At 61.2% G+C, this 24253-nt stretch carries 22 protein-coding genes; 12 read left to right on the top strand and 10 right to left on the bottom strand.

Features of this window, described 5'->3' with window-relative positions:
- The first annotated feature begins 143 nt into the window (after window positions 1–143).
- The 3 genes from rodA to tldD all read left to right on the top strand — a co-directional run bounded on the left by rodA (window position 144) and on the right by tldD (window position 3391).
- Window positions 144–1298: a rod shape-determining protein RodA gene (rodA, locus tag AC1DUB_RS23780; RefSeq protein ID WP_477731628.1), complete on the top strand. Its 1155-nt coding sequence runs from the start codon at window positions 144–146 to the stop codon at window positions 1296–1298.
- Window positions 1299–1421: 123 nt separating this feature from the next.
- Entirely contained in the window at window positions 1422–1754 is a 333-nt protein-coding gene (locus tag AC1DUB_RS23785; protein ID WP_477720586.1) for a YegP family protein, read from the top strand.
- Between the two features lie 110 nt (window positions 1755–1864).
- Window positions 1865–3391, top strand: a complete 1527-nt coding sequence (gene tldD / locus AC1DUB_RS23790) for a metalloprotease TldD (protein ID WP_477731629.1) — start codon at window positions 1865–1867, stop codon at window positions 3389–3391.
- Between the two features lie 97 nt (window positions 3392–3488).
- Here tldD and AC1DUB_RS23795 read toward each other — a convergent pair whose 3' ends face one another.
- The gene (locus tag AC1DUB_RS23795) at window positions 3489–3665 is read right to left on the bottom strand and encodes a hypothetical protein (protein ID WP_477731630.1); all 177 of its coding nucleotides are present in this window, start codon (window positions 3663–3665) and stop codon (window positions 3489–3491) included.
- On the opposite strand from AC1DUB_RS23795, the gene AC1DUB_RS23800 reads away from it, so the two are divergent.
- Together AC1DUB_RS23800 and AC1DUB_RS23805 are read left to right on the top strand one after the other, a co-directional pair.
- Entirely contained in the window at window positions 3655–4788 is a 1134-nt protein-coding gene (locus AC1DUB_RS23800) for a 3-deoxy-7-phosphoheptulonate synthase (protein WP_477731631.1), read from the top strand. The genes AC1DUB_RS23795 and AC1DUB_RS23800 overlap by 11 nt on opposite strands.
- A gap of 100 nt (window positions 4789–4888) precedes the next feature.
- Window positions 4889–5200, top strand: a complete 312-nt coding sequence (locus AC1DUB_RS23805) for a hypothetical protein (RefSeq protein ID WP_477720589.1) — start codon at window positions 4889–4891, stop codon at window positions 5198–5200.
- A gap of 90 nt (window positions 5201–5290) precedes the next feature.
- Here AC1DUB_RS23805 and mpl read toward each other — a convergent pair whose 3' ends face one another.
- Window positions 5291–6718, bottom strand: a complete 1428-nt coding sequence (gene mpl / locus AC1DUB_RS23810; protein WP_477731632.1) for a UDP-N-acetylmuramate:L-alanyl-gamma-D-glutamyl-meso-diaminopimelate ligase — start codon at window positions 6716–6718, stop codon at window positions 5291–5293.
- Window positions 6719–7049: 331 nt separating this feature from the next.
- Here mpl and AC1DUB_RS23815 point away from each other — a divergent pair, with 331 nt between their 5' ends.
- The 7 genes from AC1DUB_RS23815 to AC1DUB_RS23845 all read left to right on the top strand — a co-directional run bounded on the left by AC1DUB_RS23815 (window position 7050) and on the right by AC1DUB_RS23845 (window position 13626).
- On the top strand, window positions 7050–7607 hold the full coding sequence (locus AC1DUB_RS23815) for a hypothetical protein (RefSeq protein WP_477720599.1): 558 nt from the start codon (window positions 7050–7052) through the stop codon (window positions 7605–7607).
- A gap of 36 nt (window positions 7608–7643) precedes the next feature.
- Window positions 7644–8198: a TlpA disulfide reductase family protein gene (locus AC1DUB_RS23820; protein WP_477731633.1), complete on the top strand. Its 555-nt coding sequence runs from the start codon at window positions 7644–7646 to the stop codon at window positions 8196–8198.
- A gap of 344 nt (window positions 8199–8542) precedes the next feature.
- Window positions 8543–8995 (top strand): acetyl-CoA carboxylase biotin carboxyl carrier protein, encoded by a 453-nt coding sequence (gene accB / locus AC1DUB_RS23825; RefSeq protein ID WP_477720592.1) that lies wholly within the window; start codon window positions 8543–8545, stop codon window positions 8993–8995.
- Between the two features lie 41 nt (window positions 8996–9036).
- A complete protein-coding gene (gene accC / locus AC1DUB_RS23830; protein ID WP_477720593.1) occupies window positions 9037–10386 on the top strand; it encodes an acetyl-CoA carboxylase biotin carboxylase subunit in 1350 nt (449 codons plus the stop codon).
- Window positions 10387–10616: 230 nt separating this feature from the next.
- Complete coding sequence (gene prmA, locus AC1DUB_RS23835) at window positions 10617–11507, top strand: 50S ribosomal protein L11 methyltransferase (RefSeq protein ID WP_477731634.1); 891 nt, start codon at window positions 10617–10619, stop codon at window positions 11505–11507.
- A gap of 73 nt (window positions 11508–11580) precedes the next feature.
- Window positions 11581–12672, top strand: coding sequence for a DUF3426 domain-containing protein (locus AC1DUB_RS23840; protein ID WP_477731635.1), 1092 nt, complete (start codon window positions 11581–11583; stop codon window positions 12670–12672).
- Between the two features lie 51 nt (window positions 12673–12723).
- Window positions 12724–13626 (top strand): carbohydrate kinase family protein, encoded by a 903-nt coding sequence (locus AC1DUB_RS23845; protein WP_477731636.1) that lies wholly within the window; start codon window positions 12724–12726, stop codon window positions 13624–13626.
- Between the two features lie 341 nt (window positions 13627–13967).
- On the opposite strand, the gene AC1DUB_RS23850 is transcribed toward AC1DUB_RS23845, so the two are convergent.
- The 8 genes from AC1DUB_RS23850 to AC1DUB_RS23885 all read right to left on the bottom strand — a co-directional run bounded on the left by AC1DUB_RS23850 (window position 13968) and on the right by AC1DUB_RS23885 (window position 24183).
- Window positions 13968–14417 carry a histone H1-like DNA-binding protein gene (locus AC1DUB_RS23850; protein WP_477720663.1) on the bottom strand — a complete coding sequence of 150 codons (450 nt, stop codon included), beginning with the start codon at window positions 14415–14417 and terminating at the stop codon, window positions 13968–13970.
- Window positions 14418–14619: 202 nt separating this feature from the next.
- Window positions 14620–15840 carry a ribonucleotide-diphosphate reductase subunit beta gene (locus tag AC1DUB_RS23855; RefSeq protein ID WP_477731637.1) on the bottom strand — a complete coding sequence of 407 codons (1221 nt, stop codon included), beginning with the start codon at window positions 15838–15840 and terminating at the stop codon, window positions 14620–14622.
- A gap of 146 nt (window positions 15841–15986) precedes the next feature.
- A complete protein-coding gene (locus AC1DUB_RS23860; RefSeq protein WP_477731638.1) occupies window positions 15987–18896 on the bottom strand; it encodes a ribonucleoside-diphosphate reductase subunit alpha in 2910 nt (969 codons plus the stop codon).
- A 475-nt stretch (window positions 18897–19371) separates the two neighbouring features.
- A complete protein-coding gene (gene ampD / locus AC1DUB_RS23865; RefSeq protein ID WP_477731639.1) occupies window positions 19372–19977 on the bottom strand; it encodes a 1,6-anhydro-N-acetylmuramyl-L-alanine amidase AmpD in 606 nt (201 codons plus the stop codon).
- Complete coding sequence (locus AC1DUB_RS23870) at window positions 19964–21403, bottom strand: sigma-54-dependent transcriptional regulator (protein WP_477731640.1); 1440 nt, start codon at window positions 21401–21403, stop codon at window positions 19964–19966. The genes ampD and AC1DUB_RS23870 overlap by 14 nt, the downstream gene beginning before the upstream one ends.
- Window positions 21404–21424: 21 nt before the next feature.
- Window positions 21425–23140: a sensor histidine kinase gene (locus AC1DUB_RS23875; protein WP_477731641.1), complete on the bottom strand. Its 1716-nt coding sequence runs from the start codon at window positions 23138–23140 to the stop codon at window positions 21425–21427.
- Window positions 23141–23386 carry a PP0621 family protein gene (locus AC1DUB_RS23880; protein WP_477731642.1) on the bottom strand — a complete coding sequence of 82 codons (246 nt, stop codon included), beginning with the start codon at window positions 23384–23386 and terminating at the stop codon, window positions 23141–23143.
- Window positions 23383–24183, bottom strand: coding sequence for a cytochrome C assembly family protein (locus AC1DUB_RS23885; RefSeq protein ID WP_477731643.1), 801 nt, complete (start codon window positions 24181–24183; stop codon window positions 23383–23385). The genes AC1DUB_RS23880 and AC1DUB_RS23885 overlap by 4 nt, the downstream gene beginning before the upstream one ends.
- Window positions 24184–24253: the final 70 nt, after the last annotated feature.

A 24253-nucleotide genomic window follows, 5' to 3' on the forward strand; every position in this document is an offset into this window, starting at 1 on the left:
GCGGCTGCAGTTGGATTGCTGGGGGAAATAGGGTCTTACCCAATATATGAGCGAGTGGATAGCTATTGTATTGATAGCAAAACAGGGTGGGCCCGATCGGCTTCCTGTGGTTGGCTGTATTGAAGCTGGCAGATAATCGGTGCATGGCCGCAGTTTTCGACAAACCCTCTTTTTTCCAGCGAACCGCCCCCCTGCTGCAGGGTTTTGACGGCCCCTTGGCCTTTGCGGTCTTTCTGCTGGCCTGTGCCGGCCTGCTGATCATGTATTCCTCCGGTTACGACCATGGCAGCCGCTTTGCTGACCATGGCCGCAACATGCTGATTGCCGGGGCCATCATGTTCGTCGTGGCGCAGATTCCGCCGCAGCGCCTGATGGCTTTCGCCGTTCCGCTTTATATCGTCGGCGTCAGCCTGCTGGTGGCCGTTGCCATCTTTGGCGTCACCAAAAAGGGTGCGCGTCGCTGGCTCAATGTCGGGGTGGTGATCCAGCCCAGCGAAATCCTGAAGATTGCCATGCCGCTGATGCTGGCCTGGTGGTTCCAGAAGCGCGAAGGGCAACTGCGGCCGCTGGATTTTCTGGCGGCCGGCCTGTTGCTGGCACTACCCGTCGGGTTGATCATGAAGCAGCCTGACCTGGGGACCTCCCTGCTGGTGCTGGCCGCGGGCCTGGCGGTGATTTTTTTCGCCGGCCTGAGCTGGAAACTCATTGTTCCTCCGGTGCTGCTGGGCCTGGTTGGCGTTTTCCTGGTGGTGTGGTTTGAGCCACAACTGTGCGCTGACGGGATGCGCTGGCCCATCCTGCATGACTACCAGCAGCAGCGCATCTGTACCCTGCTGGATCCGTCGCGCGATCCGCTGGGCAAGGGTTTTCACATCATCCAGGGCATGATCGCCATCGGCTCGGGCGGCATCACCGGCAAGGGCTTCATGGCCGGCACGCAGACCCACCTGGAGTTCATCCCCGAGCGCACGACCGACTTTATTTTTGCCGCCTACTCCGAAGAGTTCGGCCTTGTCGGCAATCTGCTGCTCATCGCCGGCTTTATCTTCCTGATCCTGCGCGGGCTGGCCATTGCCCTGGAGGCTTCCACGCTGTTTGCGCGCCTGTTGGCCGGTGCGCTGACCATGATTTTTTTCACCTACGCCTTCGTCAACATGGGCATGGTCAGCGGCATCCTGCCGGTCGTGGGGGTTCCGCTGCCCTTTATCAGTTATGGTGGCACCGCCATGGTGACGCTGGGCCTGGCCCTCGGCATATTGATGTCGATTGCCAAGGCCAAACGGCTGGTGCAGACCTGAATGCCTTGGAGGTAAAAAATGGCTGTGTCAAGTAACTATCAGGGCTTGCCTTAAAGCGACTTGCCGCGTACAAAGGCTCTGGTTAGCTGGATCCCTTCCTTATTTTTTCCAAGGAGTCATGTGATGGCCGGTAAATTCGAGCTCAAGAAGGCAAAAAACGACAAGTATTTCTTCTCCCTGCTGGCTGGCAATGGCCAGAAGATTCTCGCCAGCGAGATGTATGAGAGCAAAGCCAGCGCGGTCAGCGGCATTGAATCGGTGAAGAAAAACGCAGCAGAGGACGGCCGTTACGACCGTCTTTTGGGCAAGGACGGCTCACCCTATTTCACGCTGAAGGCGGGCAACGGGCAGGTCATCGGGGTCAGCGAGATGTACGCCAGCGCATCAGCGCGGGATGGCGGCATTGAATCCTGCAAGACGAATGGCCCTGGCGCCGCCACCACCGATCTGACCTGACCGGGCGCTGACCGGGCTGCCCCGCACGTTCCCCGGCTGCAAAACCCTCCTGCGCATGGCGCGGGCGCCGGGGCCGGGTGCAACAGGCCCAGACTGCCTACAATGGCTGCATGACCTCACTCAAATCTGCCGCCGTGTCCGCTCGTCAAACCAGCGTGGGGGCCGGTCCGCTGGCGCGTCCTACGCACGAGTCCACCTCGCAGAGGCTGGTGATTGCGCAAAAGCTCCTGCTTGAACCCTTCGGGTTGAACGATGCCGCGCTGAACCGCGCCCTGGGTGAAATCACATCCTACGGTGTGGATGATGCCGACCTGTACTTCCAGTACACCCGCAGCGAAGGCTGGAGCCTGGAAGAAGGCATTGTCAAAACCGGCTCTTTCAGCATCGACCAGGGTGTCGGCGTGCGCGCCGTGAGCGGCGAAAAGACGGCATTTGCCTATTCCGACGATATTTCCGAAGCCTCGCTGCTCGACGCAGCGCGCACGGTGCGCAGCATTTCTGCCGCCAGCAAGGCTGGCCGTGTGAAAACGCCACCGCGGAAAGTCGCCAGCAGCCGCTCGCTCTACCGGGACCTGGATCCCATTGCCACACTGGACAGCACCGCCAAGGTCAAGCTGCTGGAAAAAGTGGAAAAACTCGCCAAGGCCAAGGATCCGCGCATCGTGCAGGTGATGGCCGGGCTCGCCAGCGAGTATGACGTGGTGATGGTGGCACGCGCCGACGGCACACTGGCCGCCGATGTGCGGCCCCTGGTTCGCCTGAGCGTGACGGTCATTGCCGAGCAAAAGGGCCGCCGTGAGATGGGCTCGGGCGGTGGTGGCGGCCGTTTTGGCCTCGCCTATTTTGACGACGTGCAGATTGCGGAGTATGTAAATGATGCGGTGAAGGCAGCGCTGACCAACCTGGATGCGCGCCCCGCGCCTGCCGGTGAAATGACCGTGGTGCTCGGCCCCGGCTGGCCCGGCATTTTGCTGCATGAGGCGATTGGCCACGGGCTGGAAGGCGACTTCAACCGCAAGGGCTCCAGCGCGTTTTCAGGCCGCATTGGCCAGCGCGTTGCGGCCAAAGGCGTGACGGTACTGGACGACGGCACCATCGCCGACCGCCGCGGTTCGCTCAATGTGGATGATGAAGGCCATGCCAGCCAGCGCAACGTATTGATTGAAGATGGCATCCTGAAGGGCTACATCCAGGATTCGCTCAATGCCCGACTGATGAAAGTCAAGCCCACCGGCAATGGTCGACGCGAGAGTTACGCCCATGTACCCATGCCGCGCATGACGAACACCTACATGCTGGGCGGTGACAAGGCGCCTGAAGAGATCGTGGCCAGTATTAAAAAAGGCCTGTACGCCACCAATTTCGGCGGCGGCCAGGTCGACATCACCAGCGGCAAGTTCGTTTTCTCGGCCAGCGAGGCCTTCTGGGTTGAAAACGGCAAGATCCTGTACCCGGTGAAGGGCGCCACGATTGTGGGCAACGGCCCGGATGCGCTGACCCGCGTCACCATGATCGGCAATGACATGCAGCTGGACAGCGGCGTGGGCACCTGTGGCAAGGAGGGGCAGAGCGTGCCGGTGGGTGTGGGCCAGCCGACCTTGCGCATCGACGGGCTGACCGTGGGCGGGACCGCGTAAATTGCCGTCGGAAGCGGTATTTACGGGCTTTTTTCAGACCTGTGCTACATTCCAACTCATGACTTCAGCGAAATTTTATTTCGGTTACTTTTGGTTCTCAAGCGCCTCCGGCGGTAGAGAGATCTTCGCGTAACCCGAAAAAACGCAACAAATCTCCAAAAACCGCCGGATGCCCGGCGGTTTTTTTTTTGCCGTTTTTTATTTGAATATTTGAATGCTTGACTGATCCCCGAATTGCCTGAATTTTAAAAAGGAAGCCTGCGATGAATGCCAAAGCCACCTCTGCCAGCCCTGCCACCGAAAGCTGGTATGCGAACGTCGAAAAAACCAGCCAGACCGACGACGAACGCATCAAGGACATTACCGTGCTACCTCCTCCAGAGCATCTCATCCGCTTTTTCCCGATCCGTGGTACCGCTGTTGAATCGCTGATCACCCGCACGCGCCGGAGCATCCACAACATCATCGCGGGCAAGGATGACCGCCTGCTGGTGGTGATTGGCCCCTGTTCCATTCACGACCCGGCAGCGGCCCTGGAGTACGCACGCCGCCTCATGGAGCAGCGCAAGAAATACGCCGGCACGCTGGAAATCGTGATGCGCGTGTATTTCGAGAAACCACGCACCACCGTCGGCTGGAAAGGGTTGATCAACGACCCCTACCTGGATGAAACCTTCCGCATAGACGAAGGCCTGCGCATCGCGCGCCAGTTGCTGATTGAAATCAACCGGCTGGGTTTGCCGGCGGGCAGCGAGTTCCTGGATGTCATTTCACCCCAGTACATCGGTGACCTGATCTCCTGGGGCGCGATCGGCGCGCGCACCACCGAAAGCCAGGTACACCGTGAGCTGGCGTCCGGCCTGTCGGCGCCCATCGGCTTCAAGAACGGCACCGACGGCAACATCCGGATTGCCACCGACGCCATCCAGGCGGCTGCGCGCGGCCACCACTTTTTGTCGGTACATAAAAACGGCCAGGTCGCGATTGTGCAAACCAACGGCAACAAGGACTGCCATGTGATTTTGCGTGGCGGCAAGACCCCCAATTACGATGCGGCCAGCGTGGCGGCGGCGTGCAAGGAGCTTGAGGCCTCCAAATTGCCGGCTACCCTGATGGTCGACTGCAGCCACGCCAACAGCTCCAAGCAGCACGAGAAGCAGGTGGATGTGGCGCGTGACATTGCAGGGCAGGTGGCCGGCGGCTCGCACCATGTGTTCGGCCTGATGGTGGAAAGCCACCTGAATTCCGGTGCCCAAAAGTTCACGCCAGGCAAGGACGACGCGCAGGCGCTGGAGTACGGTAAAAGCATCACCGACGCCTGCCTGGGCTGGAACCATTCGCTTGAAGTGCTGGAGTCGCTGTCGGCCGCAGTGCTGGCTCGGCGGGCCAAAAAGTAGGCCAGACGGCCAAGAGTTGCGCCGGCACTTGCGGGTTTCCGCGAATTGCCGATGCACCTTGCTATAGCCAATATGAATCTTCCACCACCGGGAGCCAGCCATGCGCAGCGAAGTCAGGGTGACATTTAAAAACAGCCCGCCGGTGCGCGTGGACCTGCATGAAGTGCAGCCCATGCCGCACGAAGTGGCCAGGCAGTGGCTGGACGACCAGTTCACCCAGATGGGCTGCGAGCCGCTGCGGCCCACCGGCAAGCTGCTGCTTGCCGACAAGGTTGTGGTGGTAGCCCAGGCCGGTGGCCCGGCCAAATTTGCCGACCCGCAATGGGCCCAGGAATTTGCCCGCGCAGCCAGCGCGTCGCTGGCCAAGCCGGTGGTGCACATTGATGTGGCGGCGCTCAGCATCAGCTACTGATCCAGGCTTGGCCCCTCGGTTACCTGCTTGCTGCGCCCGACCTGAGTTCTCCCGGTGCGTCGCCCATCGTCGCCCATAAAGGGTCGCGCATCAGGATTTGAGCGCTTCCAGCAGCCTCGCGTGAATCCCGCCAAACCCGCCATTGCTCATGCACAGCAAATGGTCGCCCGGGCGGGCTGAGGCTTTGACCTGCGCCACCAACTGGTCGATGTTGTCAGCGACCTGGGCGCTTGCGCCCATCGGCATCAGCGCGGCGCGCGCATCCCACTCCAGCCCGCCAGCGTGGCAAAACGCCAGGTCGGCCTGCTCCAGGCTCCAGGGCAGTTGCGCTGTCATGCTGCCCAGCTTCATGGTGTTGCTGCGCGGCTCGAAGATGGCCAGGATGCGGTCGCCGTCTTTTCCGGCCCCTTTGAGCTGTCGGCGCAGGCCGTCCACGGTGGTGTGGATGGCCGTGGGGTGGTGGGCAAAATCGTCGTACACCGTGATATCGCCACCGTGCGCATGAACCACGCCACGCACTTCCATGCGGCGCTTGACGTTCTGGAACTCGGCCAGCGCCCGGGCGGCCACTTCGGGTGCCAGGCCCACGTGCTCTGCGGCGGCGATGGCGGCCAGGGCATTGAGCTGGTTGTGGACCCCGCTGATGCCCCACTGGACGTGGGCCACGGCCTGGCCGGCCTTGAGCACCTTGAAGTCGTTCGGTTCGCCCTGGGCGGTGAAGCCGCTTTGATTCAGCGGGCTGTTGCCAAAGAGTACCTGCTCACTCCAGCAGCCTTGGGCCAGCACGCGCTGCAGGCTTTCCTCGCCGGCATTCACCACGATGCGGCCCTGTGAGGGCACCGTGCGCACCAGATGGTGAAACTGCCGCTCGATGTCCGCCAGGTCATCAAAAATATCGGCGTGATCAAACTCCAGGTTGTTCAGCAGGGCGGTGCGCGGGCGGTAGTGCACGAACTTGCTGCGCTTGTCAAAAAACGCCGTGTCGTATTCGTCGGCTTCGATCACAAAGGTGTTGCCTTCGCCCAGCCGGGCCGAGACACCAAAATTCAGCGGAACGCCGCCGACGAGGAAGCCCGGTTGCAGCCCGGCCCGCTCCAGGATCCAGGCCAGCATGGCCGTGGTCGTGGTCTTGCCGTGGGTGCCCGCCACGGCCAGCACGTGGCGCGGCCCGGTCGGGTGGTGGGTAGGATGGTGCAGCACATGGCCCGAAAGCCATTGCGGGCCGCTGGTATAGGGCCGGCCGCTGTTCAGGATGGCTTCCATCAAAGGGTATTTGGGGCTGCCGTCGGGCCCGCGGGCACGCGAAACCACGTTGCCGATCACGAACACGTCGGGCTCAAAGGCGAGCTGGTCGGCGCCGTAACCCTCAATCAGCTCAATGCCCAGGCCGCGCAGCTGGTCGCTCATGGGCGGATAGACGCCGCTGTCGCAACCCGTCACCTTGTGCCCCGCCTCCCGCGCCAGGGCTGCGAGGCCGCCCATGAAGGTGCCGCAAATTCCCAGAATATGTATGTGCATGGGGCTGTATTCTAGGCAGGGCCCTTATGGGTTTTGTCACCACGGCGGTTTGCAGGGCCCCCATGTGGGAAAGAAAAATATTGCTCAACCCATGGTCAACCCACATTCAACCCATTCAATTTGGCCGGAATTCGCTCCTGATTTGATAGCGAAAGGGCGGACCGTGAACTTTTGATGCCCGCTCGAACCCAACAGGGGCACAATCACCGGGGCACCCATTTCGCGACTTTGGCGCCGCTCCCATCCCTGCGCGGGCCTTTCCTGCGGACTTTTCCTCTTTCGTGCTACTGACCCCGTGAAACTCAACACCCTCAAATCCGAAATCGCCGCCATGGCCGCTGCGCTGGTGGTGGAGGAGGGGCTGGAATACGGCCCCGCCAAACGCCGCGCCGTCAAGCAGATGGCGCTGCCCGTGCGCACCGAACTGCCGGGCAACGACGAACTGGAAGACGCCGTGCGTGAATACATAGCCCTCTTTTGCGCTGATACCCAGCCCGCCGAACTGGCTGCCCTGCGCGAACTGGCCCTGGTCTGGATGGAGCGTCTGGCCCAATTCCGGCCTCACCTGGGAGGCGCGGTCTGGCACGGGACAGCCACGCGGCTATCGGATATTTACATTCAGCTGTTTTGCGACGACCCGAAATCGGCCGAGATCGCCCTCATAGAGCACAACGTGGACTACGAGCCGCGTACCGTGAACGGCTTCACCGGCGACAGCGTGGAAGCCCTGAGTCTGCGAAGTGTGTGCAAGCCCCTCAATGAGACCGTCGGTGTGCACCTGATGGTCTACGATCACGACGATTTGCGTGGTGCCCTGAAGCCCGATGCCAAAGGCCGTACGCCCCGTGGCGATCTGCCTGCAGTGCAAAAATTGCTGGCCAGCGTGTAAGCGCGCCAGGACAACCTTTCCGGAGTTTTGAAGAAAATGAATCGCAGAAATATGCTTTATGGCAGCGTTGCCGCGGTGGCCGGCCTGGCTGGCGCCGGGGTGGCGTGGTGGAAATTCCAGCCCCATGCGGCGGCGCCGGCAGCAGGCGCGGGCGTGGCCGGCAAGGCAGAGGAAACGCAGGACGCTTTTTGGAGCCTGAGTTTTGACACGCCGGCGGGCGGGAATTTGCCCATGAGCAGCTTCAGGGGCAAGCCGCTGCTGGTGAATTTTTGGGCAACCTGGTGTCCTCCCTGCGTGGAAGAGCTTCCTTTGCTGGACTACTTTTATCAGGAAAACAAGGATAAGGGCTGGCAAACTGTGGGCTTGGCAGTGGACCAGCCCAGCGCGGTACGGAGCTGGTTGCAGGCGAGGCCGCTGAATTTTCCGGTCGGTCTGGCGGGTTTGACGGGCACCGAGTTGAGCAAGTCACTCGGTAATCTCGCAGGCGGTTTGCCTTTTTCCGTGATCTTCGGCGCTTCCGGTCAGCTGCTGCACCGCAAGATCGGCAAAATCCTGCCCGAAGAGCTGGCGCAATGGGCACAACTCAAGTAGCTTGACGCTCACACCGGCGAGTTTCGCCGGAATTTGTCCAAATGTTCTGAAAATGGCTGTATTTGCATGCAAATACGGCTTACAGTGGCGTTGGCGTCATTTGGAGTCTCAGGGATAACCTTGTGAAAGCTGGTTTTGAGCAGTGTTGGCTTGAGGTACACTCTGCGCTTTCCTCGGGCCAGTCCATTGACTGCCACGCACAATAATTGACTGATAGGCGTTTTAAAGCTTAAAAGCTGAGAGTAAGTGGAAAAAGAACGAAGATCGGCAATGCCGATTTTTCATGCTCATTCAAGCTGTGTGCTGACATCCCGGCGCCAGTATCTACCGTCGTTGGAGAATCTATGGATCTAAGAAAACTCAAGACACTGATCGATCTCGTCTCAGAGTCCAATGTGTCCGAACTTGAGATTACCGAAGCCGAAGGCAAGGTACGCATTGTCAAATCCAGTGGTGCTCCCGTCGTGATGCAGCAGGCCCCTGTTGCCATGGTAGCAGCTCCGGCGCCAGCTCCCGCAGGTGGCGCGCCCGCCGTGGAGGCGTCCGCACCGGCCGCTCCCGCTGGCCATGCCGTCAAGTCACCCATGGTTGGTACCTTTTACCGCTCCGCGAGCCCCGGAGCCAAGCCTTTTGTCGAGCTCGGCAGTGTGGTGAAAGAGGGCGAAACGATCTGCATCATTGAGGCCATGAAGATACTCAACGAAATTGAGGCCGACAAGTCCGGCACCATCACCAAGATACTTTCGGAAAACGGCCAGGCTGTGGAATACGGGCAGCCCCTCTTCATTATTGAGTAAGCGGGGCTGTTGCCCCCTTGCCGAACCAGGCCCATCGACGCATGTTCAAAAAAATACTGATCGCCAACAGGGGTGAGATTGCCCTCCGGATCCAGCGTGCCTGCCGGGAACTCGGCGTCAAGGCCGTGATGGTCTACTCCGAGGCCGACCGGGAAGCCAAATACATCAAGCTGGCCGATGAGTCGGTGTGTATCGGACCCGCCCCTTCCTCCCATAGCTACCTCAACATGCCCGCGATCATCTCGGCGGCCGAGGTCACTGACGCCGAGGCGATTCACCCGGGTTATGGTTTCCTGAGCGAAAACGCCGATTTCGCCGAACGGGTTGAAAAGAGCGGTTTCAAGTTCATTGGCCCCACACCCGAGTCGATTCGCATCATGGGCGACAAGGTGTCGGCCAAGCAGACCATGATCAAGGCGGGCGTTCCCTGCGTGCCCGGTTCCGAGGGTGCGCTGCCGGATGATCCCGTGATCATCAAGCGGATCGCCAAACAAGTCGGCTATCCGGTCATCATCAAGGCGGCGGGCGGTGGCGGTGGCCGCGGCATGCGCGTGGTGCATACCGAAGCGGCCCTGCTCCATGCGGTGCAGACCACCAAGGCGGAGGCCGGCGCGGCGTTCGGCAATCCCGAGGTCTACATGGAGAAATTCCTGCAGAACCCGCGGCACGTCGAAATCCAGATCCTGGCCGATCAGCACAGGAACGCGGTCTGGCTTGGCGAGCGTGACTGCTCCATGCAGCGGCGCCACCAGAAGGTCATTGAAGAGGCGCCGGCGCCGGGCATTCCGCGCAAGCTGATAGAAAAAATCGGCGAGCGCTGTGTGGCGGCCGTCAAGAAAATCAATTACCGCGGCGCCGGCACCTTCGAATTCCTCTACGAAAACGGCGAGTTCTATTTCATCGAAATGAACACCCGCGTGCAGGTGGAACACCCGGTGACGGAGTGGATCACGGGCGTTGACATCGTGAAAACCCAGATCATGGTGGCGGCCGGTGAAAGGCTGCCCTTCCTGCAGCGCGACATTCAATTCAAGGGCCATGCGATCGAATGCCGCATCAATGCGGAAGATCCCTACAAGTTCACTCCCTCACCGGGGCGTATCACGACCTGGCACACGCCGGGCGGCCCCGGGGTGCGGGTGGACTCCCATATTTATGCCAACTACTTTGTGCCGCCCAACTACGACTCCATGATCGGCAAGATCATCGTGCACGGCGATACGCGCGAGCAGGCCCTGGCGCGCATGCGCACGGCGCTGGCCGAGACCGTTGTGGAAGGCATCAACACCAATATTCCGCTGCACCGGGAACTCATGGTCGACGCCAAATTCATGGACGGCGGCACCAACATCCACTACCTCGAAGAGTGGCTGTCCAAGCGTGACAGGTAAAGTCCCCACGGTCGCGCACTGCGTGTCGCTCCCGAGGCCTTGCAGGCCGCGGCTCGCGAGACGCTTCGCCTCTGTCGCCTGTCCAAAGCTGCTCAAGCAGCTTTGGAGCCGCAGGCTCCAGCCCCTCGGGGGGCGCTGCGCCTGCGGCCCGGCAAAGCCGGTTCCGCGGCCCTGGCTTGAACGGACTGCCTGGTACCCCGGCGTACAGATCTACGGCAAAGGGATGCGCGATGTTTGAACTGATTCTGCTGGCGCCAGTCGACGAGGTGGAAACGCTCAGCGAAGCCCTGGATGCGCTGGATGCGCTTAGTGTGTCGGTGGAAGACGCCGACGCCCAGACACCGGCCGAGCAGGCGCTCTTTGGCGAGCCCGGCTTGCCGCCACCGAAGGCCGGCTGGGAGCGTTCGCGCGTGGTGTCGCTGTTTGCCAGCGAGGCCCTGGCGCGGGACGCCGCTTCCGTCCTCGCCGCCCAGGACTTTTTTGCGGGCTGCCAGTTGGTGGCGGTTCAGGCCGTGCCCGAGCAGGACTGGGTCCGGCTCACGCAGTCGCAGTTCACGCCGGTAGAAATCACACCCGAATTCTGGATCGTGCCGACCTGGCACGAACCGCCTGAACAGGCAAAACAGCTCATCCGTCTGGATCCAGGCCTGGCTTTTGGCACGGGCACCCATCCGACCACCCGCATGTGCCTGCGCTGGATTGCGGGCCAGGGCGCGGCGAACAAGGCGTTGGGCCGTGTCCTCGACTATGGCTGCGGCTCGGGCATTCTGGCCATTGGCGCTGCCAAGTTCGGGGCGGTGGATATTGATGCCGTCGATATCGACGAAGCCGCCGTCGAGTCCGCACGCGCCAATGCTGAAGCCAACCATGTCACCCTGAATGCCGGCCTGCCTGACAAGGCCGTCGGCGCCTACCAGACCGTGCTCGCGAATATTCTCGCCACACCGCTGAAAGTGCTGGCGCCGCTGCTGTGCTCGCATGTTCAAAAGGGCGGCAATCTGGTGCTCGCCGGCATTCTGGAGCGTCAGGCCGACGAACTCAAGGCGGCCTATCTGCCTTATTGCCAGCTCCAGGTGCTCGACCAGGAAGAAGGCTGGATCCTGATGGGCGCGCGGTTCTAGGCTCGCGGCAACCCGTTGCCCGCCCGGCCTGCCGGCCGGCAACGACTCCTACCCCCCTACAATACGGCGTTAGATGAGCCTGATTACCCGCTGCCCCGCGTGCGGCACGATGTTCAAGGTCGTGACCGATCAACTCAAAGTCTCTCAGGGCTGGGTACGGTGCGGGCATTGCGCCGAAGTGTTTGATGCCTCAACGCACCTGCTGCCGGGTGAAGCGGCCGGCCTGCCACCCTCGGTCTTCAACCCCGAACAGGAGCCGGTGTTTCGCGAGGCTGCCTCGGCGCCGGACATCCACGAGCCGGCGCAGGCGGAGGAATCGGCCGCCGAGTCTTCCTGGGCGCCCGCCCGGTCGTTTGCCGACAGGGTGCCGCTGACCCCTTTTCTTTCCGTGCTGGATGCGCAGGAGCACGACAGCGTCGCCGATTTTGATCCGGCCAGCTGGAAGCAGGCGCTCCACGAACGCAAGCAGCAGGACAGCGTGCCCGCTACGGCCAGTGCCGCCCCGGAGGACATGCCCCCGCGCACACCGGAACTGGTTCATGCGGCGACTGCGGATGAGGCCGAATTCGAATCGTCGGAGATGCCGGCTTCCGGGGTGTCGGACGATGTTTCCTTTGTGCGTACTGCACGGAACAGGGCCTTCTGGAAAAAGCCGCTGGTACGCTGGTCACTGGGTGCGCTGGCGCTTTTACTGGCGGCCACGCTGGTTTTTCAATGGCTGGTACAGCAAAAAGACAGTCTGGCTGCGCTGGATCCCCGGCTCGGCTCCCTGTTGCAGGCGGTGTGTGGGCAGCTGCGCTGTGAAATTCGCGCGCCACGCCATATCGACTCCCTGGTGATTGACAGCTCCAGCTTCAACAGAATCGGCCCCGATGCGTACCGGCTCAGTTTTGTGCTCAAGAATACCGGGACCATTGCGCTGGAAGTACCCTCTCTGGAAGTGACCCTCACGGATACCCAGGACCGGGCGGTGGTCCGCCGCGTTGTGACGCCCGTGCAGTTTGGTGTGACCACCACCACCTTGGCCGCCCGTTCGGAACTGGCCGGTGTCCTGAGCCTGAAAGTCTCGGGTGAAGGTGTTCGCAGCGCCTCGGTGGCGCCGTCATCCCCGGCAGCAGCGCCCTGGCGCGTGGCTGGGTACCGTGTCCTTGCTTTTTATCCTTGATTACCCCGTTCACCCCATTACCTCATTACCCCTGATTGAATCGAGAACTGAATGTCTGCTGTGATTTGTGGCTCCCTGGCGTTTGACACCATCATGACCTTTGAGGGTCGCTTTTCGGAGCAGATCCTGCCCGACCAGTTGCACATTCTCAACGTGTCCTTTCTGGTGCCGGCCCTGCGCCGGGAATTCGGCGGGTGTGCCGGCAACATTGCCTACAGCCTGCGGCAGCTCGGCGGTGCACCCTTGCCCATGGCCACCGTCGGCAGCGACGGGGCCGACTATGTGGCGCGCATGAACGCACTGGGTATCAGCACGGAGTTTGTGCGTCAGGTCGGCGATACCTACACCGCGCAGGCCATGATCATGACCGACCGCGACAACAACCAGATCACGGCCTTTCACCCGGGCGCGATGATGCAGGCCCACATCAGCCGCATCGATGCGCGCAGCGATATCAAGCTCGGCATCATTTCGCCGGACGGGCGTGATGCCATGCTGCAGCATGCCGAGCAATTCAAGTCGGCAGGCATCCCCTTTGTGTTTGACCCAGGCCAGGGCCTGCCCATGTTTGACGGCAAGGAACTGGCTCATTTTGTCGAGTTGGCGAGCTGGGTCACGGTGAACGATTACGAAGCCAGAATGCTGAGCGACCGCACGGGCCTGTCTTGCGCCGAGATGTCCCGGCAGGTGCAGGGTGTGGTCGTGACCTTGGGCGCGGAGGGCTGCGAGATATGGATTGACGGCGAGAAGACGCTGGTGCCTCCGGTCAAGGCCGAGACGGTGGTCGATCCGACCGGCTGTGGCGACGCCTTTCGCGGCGCGCTGCTGTACGGGTTGGAGCAGGGCTGGTCGCTGGCCCGCTGTGCGGCGCTGGGCAACCGGATCGGCGCGCACAAGATCGCAACGCGTGGCGGCCAGAATTACACGCTGAGCGCCGCTCAAATAAACGGTTAGTCCAGCGGGGCAGTTCGACGGGAACGCGCCTTAACGGGTCTTCCAGGCGCATGAAAGCATGGCAGTCGATCGGCTGCCTCATCTGCAAGGTTTGCCAGGTCTGCCGGGGTGAAATTTCAGGATGATGGGATGGCTGTCACCCGGTCGTTCCAGGTGGCCTGGCTTGCCGCGGTGCGGCATTTGCCTGCAATTGCTTGCGCCTCGAGGATGAGCCAGCCATTTGACCCGCGTTGATGGGCTTGGCCGTCTACCGGCGGCGCCTGCAGCCGCAGGCAGGTAATGGGCATTAAAAAAGCCCGATATCTTGCGACATCGGGCTTTGAGCAGAAATACCTTACTGCTTAGGGCTTGCTGGCGGTTGGAAACGGCCAGGCAGCTTGCGGGTTCAGAGTCGTCTGAGCCGCAGGGGCAGCCGCTACAGCGGGTGCTTTGGCAGCAGGTTTCTTCGCGGCTTTCTTCGCAGCGGGTTTTTTCGCTGCTTTCTTGGCGGCGGGTTTTTTCGCAGCGGGCTTCTTGGCTACCTTTTTCGCTACCTTCTTGGCAGCAGGCTTTTTCGCAGCAGCTTTTTTCGCAGCCGGCTTTTTGGCCGCTACTTTCTTCGCTGGGGCCTTTTTCGCTGGCGCTTTTTTCGCAGCCGGCTTTTTGGCCGCTACTTTTTTCGCTGGCGCTTTTTTGGCCGGAGCTTTTTTGGCTGCTACTTTCTTAGCAGGTGCTTTTTTTGCCGCTACTTTTTTAGCCGGCGCTTTCTTCGGAGCAGCTTTTTTAGCCGCAGGTTTTTTCGCAGTTGCCATAGTTTTCTCCTTGATCACATTGCAAAGAGCACTTCACGTCTGGAGTACGCGAAGCGATTCACGGCGTTGGGTCTTCGGATAACCGGCCCAGCGCCGCGAACACAGGAGCAAAGCCCAACGCGCACTCTGCGGCAGCGTCATTGGTCATTGCAATTCTAAAAATCATTATTTTTTTACGTGTCTTGCGTCATTCAATCCAGGATCAATCCCACGACAGGGCGCCGCCTGACTGGTACTCGATCACACGGGTCTCAAAGAAATTGCGTTCTTTTTTCAGGTCGATCATTTCGCTCATCCATGGAAACGGATTCTCCTCGTTGGGGAAGAGAGTTTCAAGTCCGATTTGCGTGGCACGGCGATTGGCGATGTAGCGCAGGTAGCCTTTGAACATGGAGGCATTGAGTCCGAGCACGCCGCGGGGCATGGTGTCTTCGGCATAGCGGTACTCCAGCTCCACGGCCTTGAGGAACAAGGCCTTGATCTCGGCCTTGAAGTCCGCGGTCCAGAGGTGGGGGTTTTCGAGCTTGAGCTGGTTGATCAGATCGATGCCGAAATTGCAGTGCATGGACTCGTCGCGCAGGATGTACTGGTACTGCTCGGCCGCACCCGTCATCTTGTTCTGGCGGCCCAGCGCCAGAATCTGTGTGAAGCCGACATAGAAGAACAGGCCTTCCATCAGGCAGGCAAACACGATCAGGGACTTGAGCAGGGTCTGGTCAGCCTCGGTGGTGCCGGTCTTGAAGTGGGGGTCGGAAATGACTTCAATGAACGGGATCAGGAACTGATCCTTGTCCTTGATGGATTGCACTTCGTTGTAGGCATTGAAGATTTCAGCCTCGTCCAGGCCCAGTGACTCGGTGATGTACTGGTAGGCGTGGGTGTGAATGGCTTCCTCGAAGGCCTGGCGCAGCAGGAACTGGCGGCACTCGGGCGCCGTGATGTGGCGGTAGGTGCCCAGCACGATGTTGTTGGCGGCCAGTGAGTCGGCAGTGACAAAGAAACCCAGGTTGCGCTTGACCAGGCGGCGCTCGTCTTCGGTCAATCCGTTCGGGTCTTTCCACAGTGCAATGTCGCGCGTCATGTTGACTTCCTGCGGCATCCAGTGGTTGGCGCAGGTCGCGAGGTACTTCTCCCAGGCCCATTTGTATTTGAACGGCACCAGCTGATTGACGTCGGTCTGGCCGTTGATGATGCGTTTGTCCGACGCCTTGACGCGTAGTGCGATTGGCGGTGTGCCGCTCACAGCAGGTGCAGCTTGAGCCGCTGGCGCAGCCGGAGCGTAAGCGCCATCGTGCAGCATGCGCACCTGGGCTTGAGGCTCATCAGAAGAAAGAGGCGGAAGTTCCATCGAGCGGCTGTCGGTCGAGCCGCTGGCATGAGGTTTTTGCAGCGATGGTTTGACTTCTTCGTCCCAGGTCAACATAAAGGTTTCCAATACTTTGGGATTATGAAAGCAGCGATACAAAATGAAAAGTGTTCATTCACATCGCTGTAAATTAGTGTTGCTCAATTACATCGAATCACACCATCAAATCGTGCGGAGAATTTCACCGCACGACTCGATGTTTTTTATTGGCAGGCTTCGCAACCGGGGTCGTCAATCGCGCAGAACTTGATGTCGGTTGCAGGCGATGCATTCATCTGCACTTGCGCTGCAGCGGCTGCCATCTCAAGCGCGCTCTTGCCGCCGCCTGATGCTTCGGAGCCCGAGGAAACCGAGTTCATCTTGCCGGCCTTCACAGTCGATTTCTCGGCGTGGGTGGCACCCATGGTGCGCAGGTAGTAGGTGGTTTTCAATCCTCGCAACCAGGCCAGCTTGTAGGTGTCATCGAGCTTTTTGCCTGAGGCTCCCGCCATGTAGATATTGAGCGACTGCGCCTGGTCAATCCATTTCTGGCGGCGGGCTGCGGCTTCAACAATCCACGACGTTTCCACTTCAAATGCGGTGGCGTAAAGCGCCTTGATTTCCTGCGGCACCCGGTCAACCGGGCGGAGCGAGCCATCGAAGTGCTTGAGGTCGACAACCATCACATCGTCCCACAGGCCGAGTCGCTTCAGGTCACGCACCAGGTAGTGGTTGATGACGGTGAACTCGCCGGACAGGTTGGACTTGACCGAGAGGTTGCCAAAGCAGGGTTCGATGCAGGCGTCCACCCCGATGATGTTGGAGATGGTGGCCGTCGGGGCAATGGCGACGCAGTTGGAGTTGCGCATGCCGTCCCGCGCAATCTTTTGGCGCAGGGCATCCCAGTCCAGGGTGGCGGAACGGTCGACTTCCACATAACCACCGCGCTCCTCGGCCAGCATGTCCAGCGTGTCGAGCGGCAGGATGCCTTTGTCCCAGAGCGATCCCTTGTAGCTGGCGTACTTGCCGCGCTCCTTGGCCAGCTCGGTAGAAGCCCAGTAGGCGTGGTAGCAGACCGCCTCCATGGACTTGTCGGCAAACTCGACCGCTTCCTGGGAGGCGTAGGGCACGCGCAGTTCGTACAGGCAGTCCTGGAAGCCCATGATTCCCAAGCCCACAGGGCGGTGGCGCATGTTGGAGTCGCGTGCTTTCTTGACCGCGTAGTAGTTGATGTCGATCACGTTGTCCAGCATGCGCATGGCCGTGGTGATGGTCTTTTTCAGCTTGTCATGGTCAATCGCGCCGTCCTTCAGGTGCTGGACCAGGTTGACGGAGCCGAGGTTGCAGACTGCGGTTTCGGTGTCGCTGGTATTGAGCGTGATCTCGGTGCACAGGTTGGAGGAGTGCACCACGCCGGCATGCTGCTGCGGGGAGCGCACATTGCAGGCATCCTTGAAAGTGATCCAGGGATGGCCGGTTTCGAACAGCATCGACAGCATCTTGCGCCACATGTCGGTGGCCTGCAGCTTGCGGGCAGGCTTGATCTCGCCGCGCTCGGCCCTGGCTTCGTAGGCGGTATAAATTTTTTCGAACTCTTTGCCGAACTTGTCGTGCAGGTCGGGTGTGTCCGATGGCGAGAACAGCGTCCAAGTGCCCTTTTCCATCACGCGGCGCATGAAGAGGTCGGGAATCCAGTTGGCTGTGTTCATGTCATGCGTGCGCCGGCGGTCGTCGCCGGTGTTTTTGCGCAGTTCCAGGAACTCTTCAATATCCAGGTGCCAGGTCTCCAGGTAGGCGCAGACCGCGCCCTTGCGCTTGCCGCCCTGGTTGACCGCGACAGCCGTGTCGTTGACGACTTTCAGGAAAGGCACGACGCCCTGGGACTCGCCGTTGGTGCCCTTGATGTGGGCGCCCAGGGCGCGCACAGGCGTCCAGTCGTTGCCCAGCCCGCCGGCAAACTTGGAGAGCAGGGCGTTTTCCTTGATGGCGTCGTAAATGCCGCCCAGGTCATCGGCCACCGTGGTGAGGTAGCAGGACGACAGCTGCGAACGCAGGGTGCCGGCATTGAACAGGGTGGGCGTGCTCGACATGAAGTCGAACGACGAAAGGATTTCGTAAAACTCGATGGCGCGCGCTTCGCGGTCGATTTCGTTGAGCGACAGGCCCATGGCCACGCGCATGAAGAACGCCTGCGGCAGTTCGATGCGCTGTTTGCGCACATGCAGGAAATAGCGGTCAAACAGGGTCTGCAGGCCGAGGTAGTCAAACTTCAGGTCGCGCTCCGGCTTGAGCGCCGCGCCCAGCCGGGCCAGGTCAAACTGCTGCAGTTTTTCGTCAAGCAGTTCGTTCTGCACGCCTTTGGCGATGAACTTCGGGAAATACTCTGCATAGCGGGTGTGCATTTCTTCCTGGCTGACTTCTTCGCCCAGGACTTCCCGGCGGATGGTGTGCATCAGCAGGCGTGCAGTGGCGTAGGTGTAGTCAGGGTCTTTTTCGATCAGGGTGCGGGCCGCGAGGATGGACGCCTTGTAGACCTCGTCGATGGGCACGCCGTCGTAGAGGTTGCGCATGGTCTCGGCAACAATCGGGTCGGGTTTGACATCGGTGCCCAGGTTGGCGCAGGACGCTTCAATCAGGGCCTGCAAATTGCGCACGTCCAGTGCGACCCGCTGGCCCCTGTCCGTCACATGCAGCATGGGGGCTTCGGGCGCCGGGGTCTGCGGCTGGCGGGCGCGTTCCTGGCTGCGCTTTTCGCGGTACAGCACGTAGGCGCGGGCAATTTCGTGGTGGCCTCCGCGCATCAGGCCCAGCTCGACCTGGTCCTGTACATCCTCAATATGAAAGGTCCCGCCGCCGGGGCGGGAGCGCATCAGGGCCCGAATGACGGCTTGGGTCAGGCCGTCGACGGTTTCGCGGACACTGGCCGAAGCGGCTCCCTGCGTGCCATGCACGGCCAGGAAGGCTTTCATCATGGCCACGGCAATTTTGTTGGGCTCGAACGGCACCACGGAACCATTGCGGCGAATGATCTGGTAATGGGCGAGTGGGTTGGTTGGCGCGTTGCTGTCGTTGTTGACCGGATTGCCGGTCAGACTAATTGGCGTAATGGGCACTGCGTGTTGTGCTGTTTGCATGACTTCCTCTTTGCTTTGTTTGTTTTGTGACTGGGTTTGATGTGGTGTTCAGGGTGATCTTGGTTCGCTGAAGGCTGGTCAGATCCGCAAGCTGATTTCTTGGCGATATCCCTCGTGATATTCCTCGTCCTGATCCGCCCGAATTACATCAAACTGAATCAGGGCTAAGACACTATACCTAGGGTCCAAGTGGAATACAAGCCACTACCGGTAGTGTATCGCCGACTGAATTCGCTTTTGCGTCCTGAGGCCTTTTTCACGCTGTTTTTTGCGTGCCGGATGGCGCCGGATTGGTGTGGCGAATAGCCGTGAAAGCCTTGTCAGATCAGGCTTTGGCGAGACAAACGAAGTGCCGGTGGGCTTTTGCGCGGACTTCCTTCTGTCAAGGCCGACGAATACTTGATGGGTAAAAATACCGTTTATTTTCTAGCCACTCGATGTATTTTCATCGGCGGGCTGCCGACTTCGCATCAGTTCAGTCGATTGCGGGAAAATACCTATCGGGCGCGGCCAGTGAGCGTTGCAACAAGGGCCAGTCAAAACCCGGGCCGGGGTCCTGCTTGCGTCCGGCCGCGATGTGCTCGTGCCCCGCAATGTGGGCAATGGGATAGGCCTGAAGCAGCGCTGCACACAGTCCCGCCAGGGTCTCGTACTGGCGCGCTTCAAAGGTGCTGCCCTCCAGCCCTTCCAGCTCAATGCCAATCGAGTCGTCGTTGCAGTTGCCGCGTCCCCGGTAACGGGACTCGCCGGCATGCCATGCACGGTCGTCGCAGCCGACAAATTGCCACAACGCACCGGTGCGGGTGATGAAAAAGTGCGACGACACCTGCAGGCCCCGAATGCTCTGGAAGTAAGGGTGCGCTTCCCAGTCGAGCTGATTGGTAAAGAGGCGCTGCACGTTGCCGTTGCCAAACTCGCCGGGTGGCAGGCTGATGGAGTGAATGACGATCAGGTCGATGTGCGCGCCGCACGGACGTGGGCCGAAATTCGGTGATGCCAGCGTGCGTGCAAAGCGGTACCAGCCGTCCCGCCACAAGGCCGAACTGACAGCCGGCGTGCCATCGGGCTCAGGCAGGTTCATCGGATGTGTCATCGCCGCCGGGTGTCTCGATGTTCAGGCGGGCAATGCGGTAGCGGATCTGGCGCAGGCTCAGCCCCAGTTTGGAGGCGGCAGCGGTGCGGTTAAACCCGGTCTCCTGCAACACCTTGGAGAGGATGTTTTTCTCCTGCTGGTCGAGAAACGCCTGCAGATTTTCCGGAACCGCCACGAAATCCTGGGGGGGCGCCTCGAAATGCAGGTCATTGCCTTCGCCGAGTGCCACCGCGCGGTGCAGGATATTCTCCAGTTCCCTGACATTGCCGTCAAAGGGATGCGAGCGCAGCTGCTCCGTCACCGCGCCGGTGAGCTCAGGCACGGCGAGCCCCGACTCCTTGCAGATTCTTGACAGCAGGGCCTGGCAAAGTGCCGGCAGGTCTTCGCGCCGCTCGCGCAGCGGCGGCACACCGATTTCGATCACGTTGAGCCGGTAATACAGATCCTGCCGGAAGGCGCCTGCCTGAACCTGCGCGCCCAGCTCTTTGTGCGTGGCGCTGACGATGCGGACATCCACCGTGTCTTCCTGGGGGGAGCCCAGCGGCCGCACCGAGCGTTCCTGGATCGCCCGCAGCAGCTTTGATTGCATGGCCAGCGGCAGATCGCCGATCTCATCGAGAAACAGGGTTCCCCCCTTGGCGGCCTGAAAGTAGCCTTGCCGGTCCTGGGTCGAGCCGGTGTAGGCGCCTTTGCGCGCGCCAAAAAACTCTGCTTCGAGCAGGTTTTCCGGAATGGCGCCGCAGTTGACCGCCACGAAGGGGCCGGCCGCGCGGTGGCTGCAGGCATGCACCGCGTGCGCCACCAGCTCTTTGCCCGTGCCCGATTCGCCCTGAATCAGGACCGGCGCCATGCTGCCGGCTACCTTGACAATGCGCGACTTGACCGCCCGCATCACCGCCGATTCGCCCACCAGCTTTTGCAGGATGGCAGACGACTTGTCCGATTTGTCCGATTTGGCTGAGGTGGCAACGGTCGGTCCCGGGCCCAGCTCGCCGGGGCTGGTATCGCCAGCGGCTGGCCGCGCCAGATTCTGCGTGCCCTGGATGGCCGACGCCACGACGTTGCGGAACTGCTTCAGATCAACGGGTTTGGTGAGATAGTCGAACGCGCCGGCCTTGAGGGCTTCCACCGCATTTTCGGCTGAGCCGTGCGCCGTGATGATCACGCAGCGTTCCGCGCGCTGCTGGGCCACCAGCTCACGCAGCAGCTCCAGCCCCAAGCCATCGGGCAGGCGCATGTCGGTGATGACCGCATCGAAGCGTTTGCTCTCAAGCTGCTCGCGCGCCTGCAATAAATCGCCGGCCGCTTCCACCCGATAGCCTTCGCGAAGCAGCGTCAGCTCGTACAGGGTGCGCAGATCCGGCTCATCGTCGACGACAAGAATATGGGCTGGTGTGGTGGGGGGTACTTGCATGCGTAGGGTATGCGTAGGGTCTCAGGCAGGCATTGTGTCAAAAGAAAGCTGGGAATTGCCCGGGGATTGTGGCACCGGCTTGAAGATGACAAAAAACTCATTGCCTTCGGCGGCATCACGCGCCACCCGCTGATAGCCAATCAGGGCGCCGTAGCGCTCACACAATTCCCGGCAGATGTAGAGGCCCAGCCCGCTGGAGCGGCTTTCGGAGGAGAAAAAAGGTTCGAATAAATGGGTCTCGACCGTTGCCTCCAGCGGTTGGCCATCACTCCATACCGCCAGCCGCACCTCGCCTCCCGCCATCACCCGGGTCACTACTTCCATCGAATGCGCGGAGGTGCTGGCGTAACGCAGGGCGTTATCCAGCAGGTTGACCATCAGGCGCCGCAGATGCTCGGCCTCGAACCGGACCGCGGCCTGGGCCGCGCCCATGGTCAGGCGCAGGCGCTGTGATGCCCCGGTCTGCCTGGCCCAATCGGTGGCGATGTGAACGACGGTGTCATCCAGCATCAGCGAAGTCGTCTGCAGCGCCGGTGCCTGCTCCTGAGCCCGCGAGATGTTCAGGACCTCATCGACAATTTTGGCCAGGCGCTGGGCGTTTTGCCTGACCATGGCGGTGAGTTGCCGGTGGCCGGCATCCTGCAGGTCTTCTTCAAGCAGGGCGTTGGCCTGTGAAATGGCGGCAAGCGGGTTCCTGATTTCGTGGGCCACCGCGGCAGACATGCGCCCCATGGCGGCCATTTTTTCGGTGCGCACACGCGCTTCCATTTCGCGCAGGTCCTCGAGAAACATCACGCAGAGGTTTTCGTGCGTGCCGTTCTGCGAGGCCGCCAGGCGCGTGCGGACATGCAGCCGCCTTGTGTTGCGTGCCGGGTATTCAAGCCGGATGTCCGCTTCCTGGGGGGACTGCGTCAGGAAGGTGTGATGCATCAGATCGGCCAGCGGTTGCCAGGCGTTCTCCGTGGCCAGCATGAAGGGCGCGTTGCGGATGGCCTTGCGCATGAATAGCAAGCGCCTGGAAGCCGGGTTCGCAGAACGCACAACGCCATTGACGTCAACCACCAGCACGCCATCGGCCAATGCTTCAATGACCAGTTCATTGACCTGCGTCTGCATGCGGGCCGCAGACTGGCTGGCCTTGGCCCGTTGTTCCTCCCGCGCCAACCGCAGCGCCAGCTGGTTGGCCAGCAGTGCCACCAGGAAGAATCCCGAGCCGCTCAGGCCGGCCTGGAGAAAGCGCGCGTTGAAATCCCCCAACGTCTGCAGGGAAGTCCACCAGGCATCGGCGAGCAACAAAAGCGTGACGCTGGCAGCCGTGCCAAAAGCCAGCAAAATCGGCCCGAGAATCGACGATAAAAGCACCGGCAGGGCAAACAGCGGGGCGTAATTGATGCCGCCCGATTGCAGGAATTCCAGCAGGGAGAAGGTGATCACGTCCACCCCGATGGTGGCCAGCCAGTGTGCGTCAAACGTGCGGCCCGGTGGCCGTGGCCGGGCCCAGAGCCGTACGGCCAGCGTCGCACACAAGTAGGCGATGCACACGGCGACGGGCCAGCGATTGCTGCTGCTGCCCAAGGCATGGATGACGGCTTGCAGGACCACCAGCACGCCGGCAGTCGCGACGCGCGCCGTCATGAAAACGCGCCAGAGGCGCCCGAACGAACCGAGTTCGGGTTCAGTCTCCCAGGCTCCGGGGATCTTTTCCGCCGTCTCAAACCATTGGGATGGCGTGGTCATCTAGTCTCCGGCCTGACGGCGATGCGCATCGCTGCAGTAGATGCCGCCCCTGGACCCGATCAGGGCTTCGGACCGGGGAAGATGCACGTGGCAAACCTCGCAGGCCACCATCTCCGTGACCTCTGTGGCCGGGCGCGGCGGGCTGGGCGGACGAGCCGCGGCGGCTTCATCTCTTTCGGCCTGCCGGTTGTGGCGCCAGAGCCAGAAAACCATCAGCACAAGAGCCGCGACCAGCAGGTATTTCATGCGCGCCTCAGGATGACTTCAAGCACAAAGCTCGAACCTGCATAGCCCAGCAGCAGCAGGCCCGCGCCCAGGTACAGCACGTGAACCGCCTTGCGGCCGCGCCAGCCGAGGCGGGCACGCCCGGCCAGCAGCCCCGCAAAGGTCAGCCAGGACAGCACGGAAAAAATCGTTTTGTGGTTCCACATCCGGACCAGGCCCGGGCCGTAAAGCGTTTCGGCAAACAGCCAGCCCACCAGCAGGGTCGCTGACAGCAGCACGAAACCTGCTTCCACGAAGCGAAAGGTGAGGCGCTCCAGTGTGAGCAGCGGCACGCCGGCATCGGTTTGCGCGGCCTGCCGGATGGACCGCTCCGAGCGCGTCATCAGCCAGCCGTGCACCACCGCCGCGGCAAACAGCCCATAGGAGGCAATGCCCAGCGCCCAGTGCAGCGGCAGCCAGGGCGAGGCGATCCGGTGGTAGCTGGTGCCGGGAAAGAGCAGCGTCAAAATGACTGCGGCGCTGCCCAGCCCCGCCAGTGCCCAATGGGCCTGGAGCTGTGGAAACAGGCTGCTTTCAATCGCGTAGACGGTCAGCACCAGCCAGACGGTCATGGAAAGGGCGGGCGCAAAACCAAAACGCGGCGGCTCTCCAAGCAGCCCGTTGGCCAGTGCCAACGCGTGCAGCAGCCATGCCGCCAGCAAAATTCCGCGGATGGTGGACGAACTCAGGCGAGGGGTGGCCAGCGCCAGGGTGGCGTAGGCTAAAGCGGCGCCCACTGCCGCCCCAAGACCCCACCACGCACTGAAAGCTAAAATCATGGCTACAGTTTAGCCCGTAGTGCTTTCTTTCCTCTCTTCTTTCCTTTCCTAATTGCTCCATGTTTGTGGA

Source organism: Polaromonas sp. P4_F9, assembly GCF_056401235.1.

Coding starts and splice junctions, on each gene's coding strand:
- tldD (WP_477731629.1), top strand. CDS start 1,865: ATGACCTCACTCAAATCTGCCGCCGTGTCCGCTCGTCAAACCAGCGTG.
- AC1DUB_RS23850 (WP_477720663.1), bottom strand. CDS start 14,417: ATGGCAACTGCGAAAAAACCTGCGGCTAAAAAAGCTGCTCCGAAGAAA.
- rodA (WP_477731628.1), top strand. CDS start 144: ATGGCCGCAGTTTTCGACAAACCCTCTTTTTTCCAGCGAACCGCCCCC.
- AC1DUB_RS23855 (WP_477731637.1), bottom strand. CDS start 15,840: ATGTTGACCTGGGACGAAGAAGTCAAACCATCGCTGCAAAAACCTCAT.
- ampD (WP_477731639.1), bottom strand. CDS start 19,977: ATGAACCTGCCTGAGCCCGATGGCACGCCGGCTGTCAGTTCGGCCTTG.
- AC1DUB_RS23860 (WP_477731638.1), bottom strand. CDS start 18,896: ATGCAAACAGCACAACACGCAGTGCCCATTACGCCAATTAGTCTGACC.
- AC1DUB_RS23805 (WP_477720589.1), top strand. CDS start 4,889: ATGCGCAGCGAAGTCAGGGTGACATTTAAAAACAGCCCGCCGGTGCGC.
- AC1DUB_RS23885 (WP_477731643.1), bottom strand. CDS start 24,183: ATGATTTTAGCTTTCAGTGCGTGGTGGGGTCTTGGGGCGGCAGTGGGC.
- AC1DUB_RS23815 (WP_477720599.1), top strand. CDS start 7,050: ATGGCCGCTGCGCTGGTGGTGGAGGAGGGGCTGGAATACGGCCCCGCC.
- AC1DUB_RS23880 (WP_477731642.1), bottom strand. CDS start 23,386: ATGAAATACCTGCTGGTCGCGGCTCTTGTGCTGATGGTTTTCTGGCTC.
- accC (WP_477720593.1), top strand. CDS start 9,037: ATGTTCAAAAAAATACTGATCGCCAACAGGGGTGAGATTGCCCTCCGG.
- mpl (WP_477731632.1), bottom strand. CDS start 6,718: ATGCACATACATATTCTGGGAATTTGCGGCACCTTCATGGGCGGCCTC.
- AC1DUB_RS23840 (WP_477731635.1), top strand. CDS start 11,581: ATGAGCCTGATTACCCGCTGCCCCGCGTGCGGCACGATGTTCAAGGTC.
- AC1DUB_RS23820 (WP_477731633.1), top strand. CDS start 7,644: ATGAATCGCAGAAATATGCTTTATGGCAGCGTTGCCGCGGTGGCCGGC.
- accB (WP_477720592.1), top strand. CDS start 8,543: ATGGATCTAAGAAAACTCAAGACACTGATCGATCTCGTCTCAGAGTCC.
- prmA (WP_477731634.1), top strand. CDS start 10,617: ATGTTTGAACTGATTCTGCTGGCGCCAGTCGACGAGGTGGAAACGCTC.
- AC1DUB_RS23870 (WP_477731640.1), bottom strand. CDS start 21,403: ATGCAAGTACCCCCCACCACACCAGCCCATATTCTTGTCGTCGACGAT.
- AC1DUB_RS23845 (WP_477731636.1), top strand. CDS start 12,724: ATGTCTGCTGTGATTTGTGGCTCCCTGGCGTTTGACACCATCATGACC.
- AC1DUB_RS23800 (WP_477731631.1), top strand. CDS start 3,655: ATGAATGCCAAAGCCACCTCTGCCAGCCCTGCCACCGAAAGCTGGTAT.
- AC1DUB_RS23875 (WP_477731641.1), bottom strand. CDS start 23,140: ATGACCACGCCATCCCAATGGTTTGAGACGGCGGAAAAGATCCCCGGA.
- AC1DUB_RS23785 (WP_477720586.1), top strand. CDS start 1,422: ATGGCCGGTAAATTCGAGCTCAAGAAGGCAAAAAACGACAAGTATTTC.